Genomic DNA, 15832 nt, shown 5'->3' with positions numbered 1-15832 from the left:
CGCGCGGGGTTGCCCGGCGGCTGCCCGGGCGCGTGCCGCGGTGTTGACGTCTTGCGTGTCGTGCGGTGTCGGAGGCGATCCCGTTCGCGAGTGAATTCGCAGGTCGGAGAGGAGACACGGGGGTCTTCAGTGGTCGAGACCACAGGAGTTATCCACAGGGGTGTCATGGGGTTTGCGCACCGCGTAACGTTCCCGGCATGAAGATCCTCATCAGCGCCGACATGGAAGGCGCCACCGGTGTCACCTGGCCTGCGGACGTCCTGCCGGGCACGCCCCAGTGGGAGCGCTGCCGCCCCATGTTCACCTCGGACGTCGACGCGGCGGTGAAGGGGTTCTTCGACGGCGGCGCCGACGAGGTTCTGATCAACGAGGCGCACTGGACGATGCGCAATCTCCTGCTGGAACAGCTCGACGACCGGGCGCAGATGCTCACCGGGCGGCACAAGTCGCTCAGCATGGTCGAGGGCGTCCAGCACGGCGATGTGGACGGCATCGCCTTCGTGGGCTATCACACAGGGGCCGGAACGGAAGGGGTCCTCGCCCACACCTACCTGGCCAACTCGATCACGGGCGTCTGGGTCGACGGCGCACGGGCCAGCGAGGGGCTGCTCAACGCCCTGGTCGTCGAGGAGTTCGGCGTCCCCGTGGTCCTGGTGACGGGCGACGACCGCACGGTCGAGGACGCGAAGGGCTATGCGCCCGACGCCTTCGGCGTGGCCGTGAAGGACTACGTCTCGCGGTACGCGGCGGTCTGCCGCACCCCGGGGCGTACGGCGTCCGACATCAGGGAAGCCGCGGCGAGCGCCGCACGGCTGGCGGTGCGCTCCGACCCGGCGGCGCCTCAGGAACACACCGTGGAGCTGGAGTTCGACGCCGAGCACCTCGCCGGTGCCGCGAGTGTTGTTCCGGGCGTGGAGGTGACGGGGGAGCGCCGCGTGGCCTACACGTCACCGGACATGTACGAAGGAATCCGGACTTTCAAAGCAGTGACGACGCTCGTCTCGTCGGCGGTGGAGGAACAGTATGGCTGAGCACATCGACCAGCAGGCCCTGGACGAGGCGGTGACGTTCACCTCCGAGCTGATCCGTCTCGACACCACGAACCGCGGGGGTGGCGAAGGGTCGGAGCGAGCCGCCGCCGAGTACGTGGCGGAACGGCTCTCCGCGGTGGGCGTCGAGCCCGTCCTGCTGGAGAAGGCACCCGGGCGGACCAATGTGGTGGCGAGGATCGCGGGCAGCGACCCGGCCGCGGATGCCCTGCTCGTGCACGGACATCTCGACGTGGTGCCTGCGGAGCCCGCCGACTGGAGTGTGCACCCCTTCTCGGGAGAGATCCGCGACGGCGTGGTCTGGGGCCGAGGTGCCATCGACATGAAGAACGCGGACGCCATGGTGCTGGCCGCCGTGCGGGCCTGGGCCCGCGCCGGTGTCCGCCCGCGCCGTGACGTCGTGCTGGCCTTCACTGCCGACGAGGAGGACAGCGCGGAGTACGGCTCGGAGTACCTGGCCGAGCAGCACGCCGGCCTCTTCGAGGGGTGCACGGAGGGGATCAGCGAATCCGGTGCCTTCACCTTCCACGCCGGTGACGGAATGCGGCTGTACCCCGTGGCCGCCGGTGAGCGAGGCACCGCCTGGCTCAAGCTCACCGCGCGGGGCAAGGCCGGCCACGGTTCGAAGGTCAGCCGTGCCAACGCGGTCAACAGGCTCGCCGCCGCGGTCGCCCGGATCGGGGAGCACGAATGGCCGCAGCGGCTCACGCCGACCGTGCGGGCCGCGCTGAAGACCCTGGCCGCCGTGCACGGCCTGCCCGAACCGGACGTGGACGCCCCGGACTTCGACGCCGACAAGCTCCTCGCCGAGCTCGGCCCCGCGGCCGCCCTCGTGGAGCCCACCGTGCGCAACAGCGCCAACCCGACGATGCTGAACGCCGGTTACAAGGTCAACGTCATCCCCGGTACCGCCACCGCCTTCGTCGACGGACGGATGCTGCCCGGCGGCGAGGGGGAGTTCACCGAGACTCTCGACCGTCTCACAGGACCGCACGTCGACTGGGAGTTCCACCACCGCGAGATCGCGCTTCAGGCCCCCGTGGATTCGCCGACGTACGCGGCGATGCGCGAGGCGCTGGAGCACTTCGACCCGGGAGCCCATGTCGTGCCCTACTGCATGTCGGGCGGCACGGACGCCAAACAGTTCTCCCGGCTCGGCGTCGTCGGCTACGGCTTCTCGCCGCTGAAGCTTCCCGAAGGCTTCGACTACCAGGCGCTCTTCCACGGCGTGGACGAACGGGTCCCCGTGGACGCCCTCCACTTCGGCGTCCGCGTCCTCGACCGCACGCTGCTCGCTCTCTGAGCCGGCTCCCTGTCCGCTCCCGCTTCGTCCCAGAGTTTCTCGGAGGCTTCCCCCGCATGCCGACCACCACGGCCCCCTACGGCAGTTGGCCGTCCCCGATCGACGCCTCACTCGTCGCCTCGCACGACGGCAAGCCCGAGTTCCCCGGGGCCGTGGGTGAGGAGATCTGGTGGACGGAGCCGCGTCCGGCCGAAGGGGGGCGCCGCGCGCTGATGCGGCTGCCCGCCGACGGCGGGACCGAAGCGCAGTCGGTGCTCCCCGCCCCGTGGAACGTGCGCAACCGCGTCATCGAGTACGGCGGACAGCCCTGGGCGGGTGCGGCCCGGAGCGAGGGCGGGCCGCTGCTGGTCTTCACCCACTTCGCGGACCAGCGGCTCTACGCCTACGAACCGGACCTGCCCGGCTCCGTGCCGCGGCCCCTCACCCCGCTCTCCGAGGTGTGCGACGGGGGGCTGCGCTGGTGCGACCCCGTCGTCGTGCGGGCGGAGGGCGCCCGGCCCGAGGTGTGGTGTGTGCTGGAGGAGTTCACCGGCGAGGGACCGACCGACGTACGGCGTTTGCTCGCCGCGGTCCCGCTGGACGGTTCCGCTGCCGAGGACCGCACTGGCGTACGGGAACTGACCGGTGACGCCGCCCGGTTCGTGACGGGCCCCCGGCTCGCCCCGGACGGCGGCCGTGTGGCCTGGCTCGCATGGGACCACCCGGCGATGCCGTGGGACGGGACGGTCGTGAAGGTCGCCCGGGTGACGGCCGAGGGGCGGCTGGAGGACGTGCGCTCCGTGGCGGGCGGCCCGGAGGAGTCCGTGGCCCAGGTCGAATGGGCGCCCGACGGTGCCTTGCTCCTCGCCTCGGACGCGACCGGCTGGTGGAACCTTCAGCGCCTCGATCTGGACGCGCCTTCGACGGGAGGTGCCGACGGGCGGGTCGCCCTGTGCCCGCGGGAGGAGGAGTTCGCCGGCGGGCTGTGGCGCATCGGGCAGAAGTGGTTCGAGCCGATGCCCGACGGCCTCATCGCCACTCTCCACGGGCGCGGAGCCATGCGGCTGGGCATTCTCGACCCGCGGACGGGGGAGATCGCCGACGCCGCCGGCCCCTGGACGGAGTGGGCCGCGCTGGCCGTGACGGGCACCCGCGTCGTCGGTGTGGCCGCCTCACCGCACAGTTCCTACGAAGTGGTCGAGCTGAACACCGGCACCGGCCACGCCTTCGTCGTCGCCGCCGAGCACGAGGACCTGGTCGATCCCGCCCACTACCCGCGGCCCCTGGTGCGTACCTTCACCGGGCGGGACGGCCGCGACATCCACGCCCAGGTCTACCCGCCGCACCATCCCGGCTACGCGGCACCGGAAGGCGAGAAGCCGCCCTACGTGGTGTGGGTGCACGGCGGTCCCACCAGCCGTACCCCGCTCGTACTCGACCTGGAGATCGCCTACTTCACGTCCCGCGGCATCGGCGTCGTCGAGGTGAACTACGGAGGCTCCACGGGCTACGGACGGGCCTACCGCAACCGGCTGCGCGAACAGTGGGGCGTCGTCGACGTCGAGGACTGCGCGGACGTGGCCAGGCAGCTGGCGGCCGAGGGCAGCGCCGACCCCCGGCGGCTCGCCCTGCGCGGCGGCAGCGCGGGCGGCTGGACGACCGCGGCCTCGCTGACCTCTCCGGACACCGCCGGCCTGTACGCGTGCGGGACGATCAGCTACCCCATCCTGGATCTGACGGGATGGGCCACCGGTGAGACCCACGACTTCGAATCGCAGTATCTGGAGTCGCTGGTGGGCCCGTTGAGGGACGTCCCGGACCGCTACCGCGAGCGTTCCCCCATGCAGCACGCCGAGCTGATCGAGGCCCCCTTCCTGCTGCTTCAGGGGCTGGACGACGTCATCTGTCCGCCCGTCCAGTGCGACCGCTTCCTCGAACAGCTCGACGGCCGAGGAGTGCCGCACGCCTATCTCACCTTCGAGGGGGAGGGCCACGGCTTCCGCCGCGCGGAGACCATCATCCGGACCGTCGAGGCGGAACTGTCGCTGTACGCCCAGACGTTCGGCATCGAGCGGAGCGACGTACCCACTCTGGAGCTGAAGCCGTGACGGATGCGACGCAGACACAGCAGCAGGAGCCGGACCGGGCTGGGGCAGGACAGGGCACCCCTGGCGCGGCACCGTCAGCGGCCTCGGCCTCGGCGGTGAGCGTCCGCCCGCTGACGCGGCCGCGGCGGCTGCGGCCCGGCGACCGTGTCGGGATCGTCGCGCCGAGCGGGCCGGTGCAGAGGGAGAACCTCACGACGGGGGTGGACATCCTGCGGGACTGGGGCCTGGAGCCCGTCCTCGGTCCGCATGTGCTCGAACCCCATCCCTCCATGGACCACTTGGCGAGCGCCGACGAACTCCGTGCCCGCGACTTCCAGGAAGCCTGGTGCGATCCATCGCTGTCGGCTGTCATCGCGGCGCGCGGCGGCTACGGCACCCAGCGCATCCTCGACCTGCTCGACTGGGACGCGCTGCGCAGTGCCCCCGTAAAGGTGTTCGTGGGCTACAGCGATCTCACCGTCATGCACGAGGCGCTGGCGCAGCAGCTCGGTCTCGCCACACTGCACGGACCGATGGTCGCCACCGCCTCCTTCCTCGCCGACAGTGCGACGCGCGAGCATCTGCGCAGCACCCTCTTCGCCCCGGAGAGCGTCCGCGTGACAGAGCCCGGGGAGAACACCCGCACCGTCGTCCCCGGACAGGCACGAGGTGTCACCCTCGGCGGGAACCTGTCGCTTCTCGCCGCCGACCGGGGCACCAGGCACGCACGCCCCTCAGCGGCGGGCGGGATCCTGCTGCTGGAGGACATAGCGCAGCAGCCCTACAGCCTCGACCGGCTCCTGACCCAACTCCTCCGGTCAGGCTGGTTCGAGGGGGTCGCCGGTATCGCACTGGGCTCGTTCACGGACTGCGGAGCACGCGAAGACGTCCGAGCGGTGCTCCGGGAGCGGCTCGCGCCGCTCGGCGTCCCCGTCGTGGAGGACATGGGCTTCGGCCACGGCACCTCCACCCCGACTCTGCCCCTGGGCGTTCCGGCCGTGCTGGACGCGGACGCCCGTACGCTCACCTACGACGAACCAGGACTCACGTGACCGCCACCGAAGCGTCCATCCCGCCACTGCCGCCGGGCGAGCCCGATCCGTCGGTGGCCGACCCGCACGCACTGCTGCGCGGCTACCTCGACTACTACCGGGAGACCCTGCTGCGGAAGATCGACGGTCTCTCCGAGGAGGAGCTGAGGGGCAGTCGTCTGCCGTCGGGCTGGTCGCCGCTCGAGCTGGTGCGTCACCTGACGTACGTGGAACGCCGGTGGCTGTGCTGGGGGTTCGAGGCCGAGATGGCGCCGGACCCGTGGGGCGACAGGGGCGGGGACGGCAAGTGGCGCGTCCCGGACGGGGTGACGGTGGCCGAGACCGTCGCCGCCTTCCGGGCCCAGTGCGACCGCTCCCGCGAAATCGTCCGCGAGGCCCGGCTGGACGCACACGCGCGACTGGGTGGCCGCTTCCCCACCGAGGAGGAGGCGCCGTCGCTGGCCTGGATCCTTTTCCACCTGGTTCAGGAGTACGCGCGGCACGTCGGTCACCTCGATGTGGCACGGGAACTGGCCGACGGCGCGACGGGGGAGTAGGCGGGGCAAGGACGGGCGGGGCAGGACGGGCAGGAGTGACTGCGCCGACGGACCGTTCCGGCCCGGGGACAGGCCGGGTCTCAGGCGGGGCGACCGCCGTCGCCCCGCCGCCTGCCCGCCCTCCGTGGCGGAGCGTCAGAGCCCGGCCAACTCGGCGAGAGAACGGGCCTGTTGCAAGAGACGCACGCTCTGTGCCAGTTCCACTCCAGGTCGCGTCGCGCCACCCCCGCCGACGCTGCGGGGAGCTCCCCAGCCACCCTCACCGGCACCACCCCCACCCTCACCGGCGTCCCCGCTGCCATCCCCGCTGCCACGCCCACAGCCGTCACCACCGCTCGCACCGCTGCCGTCACCGCCCACGTCCAGCTGCCACAGCGCGAACTCGACGAGACGCGCCATGGCCCAGGCGCGCACCCGGTCGACGTCCGCGCCGAGTTCGCCGGCCACCAGCTCCGTACGCCGGGCGAGCACGCGCTGCGGCGAGGGATGCGCGAACGGATCGTCGACCTGCTGGATCAGCGGCCACGGGTCGAACGCGGCGTCGCCGTAGAGGGGTTTGGCATCGATCGCCAGCCACGGCCGGCGTCGGGCCGCCAGCACGTTGCCGGGGTTGAAGTCGCCGTGCACCACCGTCTCCAGCGGGGCGGTGCGCGGCAGTTCACGCAGCAGAGCCGAAGCCCGGGGGAAGAGTCCGGTGTCCACCGAGGACGGCCACTCGTACCGGCCGGCACGTTCGTCGAGGAGGTCCGCCAGCCCGCCGGTCGCGTCGGCGAGCAGCTCCACCGTGGAATCTCTGCCGGGCCGCCGGTCACGGCCGGCTTCCCACAGTGCGCGCAGCACTCCCGCACCGGCCACGAGCCTTTCCTCGGCGGTCAGTTGCAGGGCTTCGCCGAGCTGGGTGCCCGGTTCGCAGCGTTCCAGGAGCAGCGCGTACAGCTGCGGGTCGTGTTCGAGCACCAGCACCGCGCCCTCGCCCGCCCACAGCCGCAGCACCTCGCCCTCCGGCCGGGCCTCCCTGTGCGGCCATGTCACCTTCAGCACGGCGCGGGCCCCGTCCGTACGCTCGGCGGGGGCGACCCAGGAGCAGCTGCCGCCGTGGTACGGCGCACCGAGCCGCAGCTCCCACCGCTGCCTCAACTCCTCGACCAGCGCGGGAAGTCGGAGCAGCCACTCACGTCCGCTGGCGGTGCGCCGCATCGCGGTCGTCACAGGCAGCGAGTTCGGGAAGAGATCGGCTGTGGTCACGCCCGGGACCCTCCTCCGGCCTGCGGGAGACGACCGTACGGAGTGTACTTTCGTAAGATGCCGACCACTTCCGGAGCAGCGCGGGACGCCGGCCGGGTGCCGGGGCAGGACTCCTCACCCGGCAGCGCGTCCGGCGCACCCGTCGACGTCCGTGTCCTGCGGGTCTCCGAGTTCGCGAGCCGGGCCGCCCGCGAGCTGCCGCTGCTCTCCGACGAGGAGCGGGCCCGCGGCGCGGCGTTCCGGCAGAGGGCGGACCGGGACCGCTACCACGTCGCTCACACAGCGCTCCGCCGCGAACTGGCCGCACGGCTCGGCACCACGCCCGCCGCCGTCCCCCTGAGCCGTGCCGACTGCCCCGTCTGCGGCGGTCCGCACGGACGTCCCTCTGTGCCGGGCGATCCTCTGCACTTCTCCCTCTCCCACGCGGGTGACCTGGTGCTGCTCGCCTTCGCCGACGCCCCGGTCGGTGCCGATGTCGAGCAGGAACAGGAACCGTCGGTCGTCACCGAGGTCGCAGGCGCCCTGCACCCTCGCGAGCAGATAGAACTCGCCGCTCTCCCGGAAGGGGAGCGGGGTGCGGCCTTCGCCCGCTGCTGGACCCGGAAGGAGGCCTATCTCAAGGGCACCGGGACCGGACTGGCCGAGGATCCTGCCGTCACCTACGTGAGCACGTCGCCGGTACCCGTGCCGCCCGCCGGCTGGCGGATCACCGACATCCCCGTGCCCGGCGGTTACGCCGCCGCCTGGGCGCTGCTGGACCGGCAGGACGTGCCGCCCTCCGCGTGAGCGATCGCCCTCCGCGTGAGCAGTCGTCCTCCGCGTGAGCGGTACGGCCGTCCTCCGGCCCCTCCCGCCGAGTGAGGCGCGCTTCCCGCCTCGTCGAGTGACGGCCCCCGCGGCGCCACGCGAGAACCGGAACGCCCCCGGATGCGGCCTGTTCAAGGCGGCGCCCACCGTGTTCCATGGTCATCGGGGCTCCCGGGAAGGGTCCCGGGCAGGCGGAGGCGCCCCAGCCGCGTAGAGGATCGAGGTAGCCGTGCCGACGACACTGCGACGCACCACCGTGACCCTGCCCCTCGCGCCCCTCGGCCCCGAGAACCCGTTGCCCCCGCTGCTGCCCCTCGACGAGATGCACACCCTCGACGAGCGTGAACGCGCGTCCCTGCCCGCCGAGATGGCACGGCAGGTGGGATACGGGCCGCTGCGTTCGGTGCTGCCGGCCCGGGTGCTCGACGGCTACACCCGCGAGCGCACTCCCGCCGCCCTCGACGCACTGGTCCTGGAGAACGACCGGCTGCGCGCGACCGTGCTGCCGGGATACGGCGGCCGCGTCCACTCGCTCCACCACAAACCCACGGGCAGGAACCTGCTCTACACGAACCCCGTCCTGCAGCCTGCCGACTTCGCGCTCAACGGCGCGTGGTACTCCGGCGGCATCGAGTGGAACATCGGAGCGACGGGCCACACCACGCTCTCCTGCGCCCCGCTGCACGCGGCGCGGGTGACCGCACCCGACGGCGGCGACATGCTGCGCCTGTGGGAGTGGGAGCGGCTGCGCGACACTCCGTTCCAGGTCGACCTGTGGCTGCCGGAGAACTCCGACTTCCTCTACGTGGGCGCCCGCATCCGCAACCCGCACGACCGCCCCGTGCCCGTCTACTGGTGGTCGAACATCGCGGTCCCGGAGGAGGAGGGCACGCGGGTCCTCGTACCGGCCGAGGAGACCTGGTACTTCGCCTACGAGCGCCGCCTGCGCCGCATTCCCGTGCCGGAGTGGGACGGAGCGGACCGTTCGTATCCGCTGGGCAGCGAATTCCCCGCCGACTACTTCTACGAGATCCCCGCCCCTTCCAGGAAGTGGATCGCCTCGCTCGACGCACAGGGCACGGGTCTCGTGCAGACCTCCACCTCGCTGCTGCGCGGCCGCAAACTCTTCGCGTGGGGCCACGGTCCGGGAGGACGGCGCTGGCAGGAGTGGCTGACCGAACCGGGGACGGGCGGCTACGCCGAGATCCAGGCGGGGCTCGCACGTACCCAGCTGGAACACGTCCCGCTGGAGGCGGGGCAGGAGTTCGCATGGCTGGAGGCGTACGGCCCCCTCGCGGCCGACCCGGCCGCCGTGCACGGCCGGGACTGGGCGGCAGCGCGTGCACACACCGAATCGCGGCTGGAGGAGGTCCTGCCCCGCGCCGAGGTCGACGCCGCCTACGAGGCGTGGCGCCGGTGCGCCGATTCGGAGCCGCACGGCGGGCTGCTGGCCGCGGGCTCGGGCTGGGGAGCCCTCGAAGTGGCCCGTGGCGGCTACTCGTTGCCGGGGACGCCGTTCCCCGAGGAGACGCTGGGGGACGAGCAGCGTCCCTGGCTGGAGCTGCTCACGAAGGGCCGCTTCGCCGACGATCCGGGACCCGGCGCGGCCGCCGCCGCAGGAGTCCCGGTGCCCTCGCTGGTCTCCGAAGCCTGGCGCGCTCAGCTGGAGTGCGCGCCTTCCGGGCCGCTGACGGATTACCACCTCGGTGTCGCGCAGTGGCACGCGGGCGACAGGGCGCAGGCCGTACGCAGCTGGGAGCGGTCCGTCGCGGCGGCGCCGACGCCGTGGGCGCTGCGGTGTCTGGCCTTCGCGGACGCACACGAACCCCACGTGCGCGGCCGGCTGCCACGGGCGGCGGACCGCTGGCTCTCCGCTGTCGAGTCGGCCGTGTCCTCCGCCGCTCCGCCGGTGGTGCTGGCAGCGCTCGTACGGGAGGCGGTGCCCGTGCTGCTCGCGGCGGGGCGTACCGCTCAGGCGCGGGACGTCCTGGATCAGCTGCCTCCGGATACGCGGGCCCGGGGACGCTACCGGCTGCTGCGCGCCCAAGTGCTCTCGGCCGAGGGGAAGAAGGCCGCGGCACGTGAGGTGTTCGAGGCCGGTTTCGAGGTCGACGACCTGCGTGAGGGCGACGAGGTGCTCAGCGAGACGTGGGCGGCCCTCAGCGACGAACCCCTCCCGGAGCGGTACGACTTCCGGATGCGCCCCGCCTGACAGGACGGGCCGGGACGAGGCAGGACAGGCTGGGCCGGGACGGTCCAGGACGGGACAGCCCCGGATGACAGGACAGGCCGGGACGACCGCGCCCGGATGACCGTTCGGACCCGCCGCGTGCGACGGGCAGTGACCTCTGCCACCGTTCCGCCCGGCCGGAACGGGCCGCCGACGGGCATGCACAGTGCCGGAGCAGACATCACCCGGCCGCGCCGGTCGCTCGTCGGCCCACGTCGTGGGGTCCGCGGAGTCCCGCCGGAACGGGCAGAAACGGGCACGATCCCGCCAGCGCTCGGCCTGGTCCCCGTGTTCGAGGAGCTGTACAACTCTCCACACGGGCCCGAACGGGCAGGACGGTGACCGTACGGAGAGGGGAGTGCCGCCCATGAGCGCGGAGGAACGACAGCGCGAGATCGTCGTGGCGGCGCGCCGCAGCGGTTCGGTCGACGTGGCCGATCTCGCCGCCACGCTGGGCGTCGCGAAGGAGACCGTCCGCCGTGATCTGCGCGTCCTGGAGTCCCACGGGCTGCTGCGCCGCACGCACGGCGGGGCCTACCCCGTGGAGAGCGCGGGCTTCGAGACGACGCTCGCGTTCCGTACCACCATGCACGTGCCCGAGAAGCGCCGTATCGCCGCCGCCGCCGTCGAACACCTCGGTGAGGCCGAGACGGTCTTCGTCGACGAGGGCTTCACGCCGCAGCTCATCGCCGAGGCCCTGCCCCGGGACCGTCCGCTGACGGTGGTCACCGCGTCCCTGGCCGCCGCGGGGGCGCTCGCCTCGGCGGAGGAGATCACGGTGCTGCTGCTGGGCGGGCGCGTACGCGGCGGGACGCTCGCCACCGTCGATCACTGGACGACGAAGATGCTGGCCGGGTTCGTCATCGACCTGGCCTTCATCGGCGCCAACGGCATCTCGCGGGAACACGGACTGACCACGCCCGACCCGGCTGTCAGCGAGGTGAAGGCACAGGCCGTCAGAGCCTCCCGGCGGCGGATCTTCGCGGGCATGCACACCAAGTTCGGAGCGGTGAGCTTCTGCCGCTTCGCCGAGGTCGGGGACTTCGAAACGATCATCACCTCGACGGGGGTGCCCGCCTCCGAGGCTCACCGCTACTCGCTCCGCGGGCCCCAAGTGATCCGCGTCTGACCCCTGCACGGGTTCCCGCCCCGCCCGTCCTTCCCCGCCGGCCCCTGCCGGCCGTACGTCTCAGGCCCTCTCCCGCCCCCGGCCCGCCACTCTTCGCCCGCTTCGCCCCGATATGACCAGGAGACCGTTCATGCGCAGTCAGAGCCGCCGCAGGACGCGCGCAGTCATCGGTGTCGCAACCGCCAATGTGCTGATGGCCGCGTGCGCCGGTGCGGGCAGCCTCGCCACAGGCGGCGACACGATCAACGTCCTGATGGTGAACAACCCGCAGATGGTCGAGCTGCAGAAGCTCACCGCCGAGCACTTCACCAAGAAGACCGGCATCAAGGTCAACTTCACGACGCTGCCGGAGAACGACGTACGCGACAAGATCGGCCAGGACTTCGCCAACCAGGCCGGCCAGTACGACGTCGCCACGATCAGCAACTACGAGGCGCCGATCTACGCGAAGAACGAGTGGCTCCAACCGCTGGACGGCTACCTGAAGAAGGACGAGGACTTCGACCAGAAGGACATCCTTCCCCCTATTCGCGAGTCCCTGAAGGGCGAGGACGGCAAGACCTACGCGGAGCCCTTCTACGGCGAGTCCTCCTTCCTGATGTACCGCAAGGACGTCTTCGAGAAGAAGGGCCTGAAGATGCCCGCCGAGCCGACCTGGCAGCAGGTCGCGAAGCTCGCCGCCGAGGCGGACGGCGCCGAGAAGGGCATGAGCGGCATCTGCCTGCGCGGGCTGCCCGGCTGGGGCGAAGTCATCGCACCGCTGACCACGGTGGTCAACACCTTCGGCGGCACGTGGTTCGACAAGAGCTACAAGGCGAAGCTCACCGACCCCGCCTTCGTGAAGGCCACGAAGTTCTACGTCGGACTCGTACGCAGGCACGGCCAGTCCGGAGCCACCCAGTCGGGGTTCGCCGAGTGCCTGAACAACATGACGCAGGGCAAGTCGGCCATGTGGTACGACGCCACGTCGGGTGCCGGCTCGCTGGAGGCGGAGAAGTCCCCCGTCAAGGGCAAGATCGGCTACGCGCCCGCCCCGACCGTGCGGACCGACTCCTCCGGCTGGCTCTACAGCTGGGCCTGGGGCCTGCAGAAGGCGTCGCGCAACCAGGACAAGGCGTACCGGTTCATCTCCTGGGCCTCCAGCAAGGAGTACGAGCGGCTCGTCGGCGAGGAGTTCGGCTGGGCCAACGTGCCGGCGGGGAAGCGCGCCTCCACCTACGGGATACCCGAGTACGAGAAGACGGCCGGGGCGTTCGGAGAGACCACCCGCAAGGCGATCACCGAAGCCGATCCGCGCGACCCGGGCGTCCAGCAACGCCCCACCATCGGCATCCAGTTCGTCGACATCCCCGAGTTCTCCGACCTGGGCACCAAGGTCTCCCAGGAGATCAGCGCGGCCATCGCGGGACGCCAGTCCGTGGAGACGGCCCTGAAGAAGTCACAGCAGCTGGCCCTAGAGGTCTCCGAGGAGTACGAGGGACGAGGACGATGAGCAGCACGCCGACAACGCCCACCACGACGACGACTCCTCCCGGCGCCCGCGCACCGCAGTCACACCACCCCGGGCAGCCGGCACGGCATGCGCCGTCGGCACGGCTGCGTGCCTGGGTCACCCGCGCCCCGCTGCTGCCCGCCCTGATCTTCCTGATCATCGTCACCCAGCTGCCCATGGTGGCGACCCTGGTGATCTCCGTCTTCGACTGGAACGCCCTGTACCCGGAGGCCCGCAGCTTCACCGGGCTCGCCAACTACGGCGAGGTGCTGGGCGATCCGGAACTGCGCAAGTCCGTCCTGACCACCATCCTGCTCACCGTCACCGTCGTGCTGGTCAGCCTCGTGCTGGGGATGCTGCTCGCCCTGCTCCTGGACCGCCGGTTCAAGGGCCGCGGCGCCGTCCGTACGATGCTGATCGCGCCGTTCCTGCTGGTTCCCGTCGCGGCGGCGCTGCTGTGGAAGCACGTGCTCTACAACCCGGAGTACGGGCTCTTCAACGGCGTACTGCACTGGATCTCCGGCGACGGCGCCGCCCAGCCCGACTGGGTCGCCGAGATGCCGCTCGGCGCCGTCGAGGCCTCGCTGGTGTGGCAGTGGACGCCGTTCATGATGCTGATCCTGCTGGCCGGGCTGCAGAGCCGCCCCTCCGACGCCGTCGAGGCCGCCCGGATAGACGGCGCGGGCGCCTGGCAGGTCTTCCGCTACATCACGCTGCCCCATCTGCGCCGCTACCTGGAGCTGGGGGCGCTGCTCGGGACCGTCTACATCGTGCAGAACTTCGACGCGGTCTTCACCATCACCTCGGGCGGGCTCGGCACCGCCAACCTGCCGTACACGATCTACCAGACCTTCTACCAGGGGCACGAGTACGGACTCGCGTCCGCCGCCGGTGTGCTCGTCGTGATCGGCTCCATCGTCATCGCCACCCTCGCGCTGCGGGTGGTCTCGTCCCTCTTCAACGAGGAGGCCCGTTCATGAGCGCCGCAACGAGCACCGGTCCGTCCACCGCGAAGCCCACCGCGAAGCGTGCCGCTCCCGACACCGCGCCGAAGAGCGTCCGCCGGAGGAACGCCTCACTGGGCCTCGTCGCCTGGCTCGTCGGCATCGTCTTCGTGCTGCCGGTGCTGTGGATGGGGCTGACGTCGCTGCACTCGGAGACCGACGCCGCCAAGAACCCGCCCGCACTCGCGGCGCCCCTGACACTCGACGGCTACCGGGAGTTCTTCGGCGCCGGCGGAGGACCCAGCCCGTGGTTCTCGCTCGCCAACTCCCTCACGGCGTCGGTGGTCTCGACCCTCTTCGTGCTGCTGCTGGCGCTGCCCGCCGCGTACGCGCTGTCCATCCGGCCCGTACGCAAATGGACCGACGTCCTCTTCTTCTTCCTCTCGACGAAGATGCTGCCTGTCGTCGCGGGACTCCTGCCGATCTACCTCTTCGCGAAGAACACCGGCCTGCTGGACAACATCTGGCTGCTCGTCATCCTCTACACCTCGATGAACCTGCCGATCGCGGTCTGGATGATGCAGTCCTTCCTCGCCGAGGTGCCGGCCGCGCTGATCGAGGCGGCACAGATCGACGGGGCGAGGCTGCCCGCGATCCTCACCCGCGTCGTCGCCCCGATCGCCATGCCGGGCATCGCCGCGACGTCGCTCATCTGCTTCATCTTCAGCTGGAACGAGATGCTCTTCGCCCGGGTCCTCACGGGTGTCGTCGCCCAGACGGCGCCGGTCTTCCTGACCGGATTCATCACCAGCCAGGGCCTGTTCCTGGCGAAGGTGTGCGCGGCGTCGGTCGTGATCTCCCTGCCGGTGCTCGCGGCAGGGTTCGCCGCCCAGGACAAGCTCGTCCAGGGCCTTTCCCTAGGAGCAGTGAAATGAAGGCAGCTCTCGTCGAGTCCCCGGGCAGGGTCTCGCTCACCACCGTCCCCGACCCGGCGCCCGGTCCCCGTCAGGTGGTCGTCGAGGTGGCGGCATGCGGGCTGTGCGGCACCGATCTGCACATCCTGCAGGGCGAGTTCGCTCCTTCACTGCCTCTCGTCCCGGGCCACGAGTTCGCCGGAGAAGTCGTGGGCGTCGGCAGCGAAGTGGACGAACTGGCCGTCGGCGACCGCGTCGCCGTGGACCCGTCGCTGTACTGCTATGAGTGCCGCTACTGCCGTACCGGACACAACAACCTCTGCGAACGCTGGGCCGCGATCGGCGTGACCACGGCCGGCGGCGCCGCCGAGTACGCGGTGGCGCCCGTCGCCAACTGCGTGAAGCTGCCCGAGCACATACGCACCCAGGACGCCGCCCTCATCGAGCCGCTGTCCTGCGCGGTACGCGGCTACGACGTGCTCAGGAGCCAGCTCGGCTCCCACGTTCTCGTCTACGGCTCCGGAACCATGGGCCTGATGATGCTGGAGCTGGCCAAGCGGACGGGCGCCGCGAGCGTCGACGTCCTCGACCTCAACGAGGAACGGCTCGCCACAGCACGGCGGTTGGGCTGCTCCGCGGCGGCGGCGACGGCCGACGAGCTGGACCGGCCGCAGGGCTGGGACCTGGTCGTCGATGCCACGGGCAACGCGGCAGCGATCCAGGACGGCATCGGACGGGTCGCCAAGGCGGGAACGTTCCTGCAGTTCGGTGTCTCCGACTACGCGACGACGGCGACCATCGAGCCGTACAAGATCTACAACCAGGAGATCACCATCACCGGCTCCATGGCGGTGCTGCACAGCTACGAACGCGCGGCCGAACTCTTCGCCGGCGGTGTCCTCGACCCGGAGATCTTCATCTCCGACAGGCTCCCGCTGGACGCATACCCGCAGGCCTTGGATCAGTTCGCGGCAGGAAAGGGACGGAAGATCGTCGTCGTGCCGTGAGAACAGGCGCGGAACGGCGGCCGGACGCGGGAAGGGCCGGGGGTGATCACCCCCGGCC

General features: G+C 71.3%; 13 protein-coding genes. 12 read left to right on the top strand and 1 reads right to left on the bottom strand.

Going from position 1 to position 15832, the window contains the following annotated elements:
• Nucleotides 1-197 precede the first annotated feature (197 nt).
• The 5 genes from ACFPA8_RS19070 (at nt 198) to ACFPA8_RS19050 (ending at nt 6006) form a co-directional block, all read left to right on the top strand.
• Nucleotides 198-1031 carry a M55 family metallopeptidase gene (locus tag ACFPA8_RS19070; protein WP_386450067.1) on the top strand — a complete coding sequence of 278 codons (834 nt, stop codon included), beginning with the start codon at nt 198-200 and terminating at the stop codon, nt 1029-1031.
• Nucleotides 1024-2352 (top strand): M20/M25/M40 family metallo-hydrolase, encoded by a 1329-nt coding sequence (locus ACFPA8_RS19065; protein ID WP_386450065.1) that lies wholly within the window; start codon nt 1024-1026, stop codon nt 2350-2352. The genes ACFPA8_RS19070 and ACFPA8_RS19065 overlap by 8 nt, the downstream gene beginning before the upstream one ends.
• A 56-nt stretch (nt 2353-2408) precedes the next feature.
• Nucleotides 2409-4439: a S9 family peptidase gene (locus tag ACFPA8_RS19060; protein ID WP_386450063.1), complete on the top strand. Its 2031-nt coding sequence runs from the start codon at nt 2409-2411 to the stop codon at nt 4437-4439.
• A 95-nt stretch (nt 4440-4534) separates the two neighbouring features.
• Entirely contained in the window at nt 4535-5470 is a 936-nt protein-coding gene (locus ACFPA8_RS19055) for a S66 peptidase family protein (protein WP_386450462.1), read from the top strand.
• Nucleotides 5467-6006, top strand: coding sequence for a DinB family protein (locus tag ACFPA8_RS19050; protein ID WP_386450061.1), 540 nt, complete (start codon nt 5467-5469; stop codon nt 6004-6006). The genes ACFPA8_RS19055 and ACFPA8_RS19050 overlap by 4 nt, the downstream gene beginning before the upstream one ends.
• A gap of 135 nt (nt 6007-6141) precedes the next feature.
• On the opposite strand, the gene ACFPA8_RS19045 is transcribed toward ACFPA8_RS19050, so the two are convergent.
• Nucleotides 6142-7251, bottom strand: coding sequence for an aminoglycoside phosphotransferase family protein (locus tag ACFPA8_RS19045; RefSeq protein ID WP_386450059.1), 1110 nt, complete (start codon nt 7249-7251; stop codon nt 6142-6144).
• Nucleotides 7252-7308: 57 nt separating this feature from the next.
• On the opposite strand from ACFPA8_RS19045, the gene ACFPA8_RS19040 reads away from it, so the two are divergent.
• From ACFPA8_RS19040 to ACFPA8_RS19010, 7 genes are all read left to right on the top strand, one after another.
• A complete protein-coding gene (locus ACFPA8_RS19040; RefSeq protein ID WP_386450057.1) occupies nt 7309-8037 on the top strand; it encodes a 4'-phosphopantetheinyl transferase family protein in 729 nt (242 codons plus the stop codon).
• A gap of 250 nt (nt 8038-8287) precedes the next feature.
• Nucleotides 8288-10270 (top strand): DUF5107 domain-containing protein, encoded by a 1983-nt coding sequence (locus ACFPA8_RS19035; RefSeq protein ID WP_386450055.1) that lies wholly within the window; start codon nt 8288-8290, stop codon nt 10268-10270.
• 376 nt (nt 10271-10646) lie between these two features.
• Entirely contained in the window at nt 10647-11417 is a 771-nt protein-coding gene (locus ACFPA8_RS19030) for a DeoR/GlpR family DNA-binding transcription regulator (protein ID WP_386450053.1), read from the top strand.
• Between the two features lie 130 nt (nt 11418-11547).
• Nucleotides 11548-12909, top strand: a complete 1362-nt coding sequence (locus tag ACFPA8_RS19025) for an ABC transporter substrate-binding protein (RefSeq protein WP_386450051.1) — start codon at nt 11548-11550, stop codon at nt 12907-12909.
• Nucleotides 12906-13889: a carbohydrate ABC transporter permease gene (locus ACFPA8_RS19020; protein ID WP_386450049.1), complete on the top strand. Its 984-nt coding sequence runs from the start codon at nt 12906-12908 to the stop codon at nt 13887-13889. The genes ACFPA8_RS19025 and ACFPA8_RS19020 overlap by 4 nt, the downstream gene beginning before the upstream one ends.
• Entirely contained in the window at nt 13886-14788 is a 903-nt protein-coding gene (locus ACFPA8_RS19015) for a carbohydrate ABC transporter permease (RefSeq protein WP_386450047.1), read from the top strand. Before ACFPA8_RS19020 ends, ACFPA8_RS19015 begins: the two co-directional genes overlap by 4 nt.
• Entirely contained in the window at nt 14785-15774 is a 990-nt protein-coding gene (locus tag ACFPA8_RS19010) for a zinc-dependent alcohol dehydrogenase family protein (RefSeq protein ID WP_386450045.1), read from the top strand. The genes ACFPA8_RS19015 and ACFPA8_RS19010 overlap by 4 nt, the downstream gene beginning before the upstream one ends.
• Nucleotides 15775-15832 lie beyond the last annotated feature (58 nt).

This window comes from Streptomyces ovatisporus, from assembly GCF_042653885.1.
Lineage (GTDB): Bacteria > Actinomycetota > Actinomycetes > Streptomycetales > Streptomycetaceae > Streptomyces > Streptomyces ovatisporus.
This window is presented reverse-complemented; position numbering and strand designations above follow the sequence as displayed.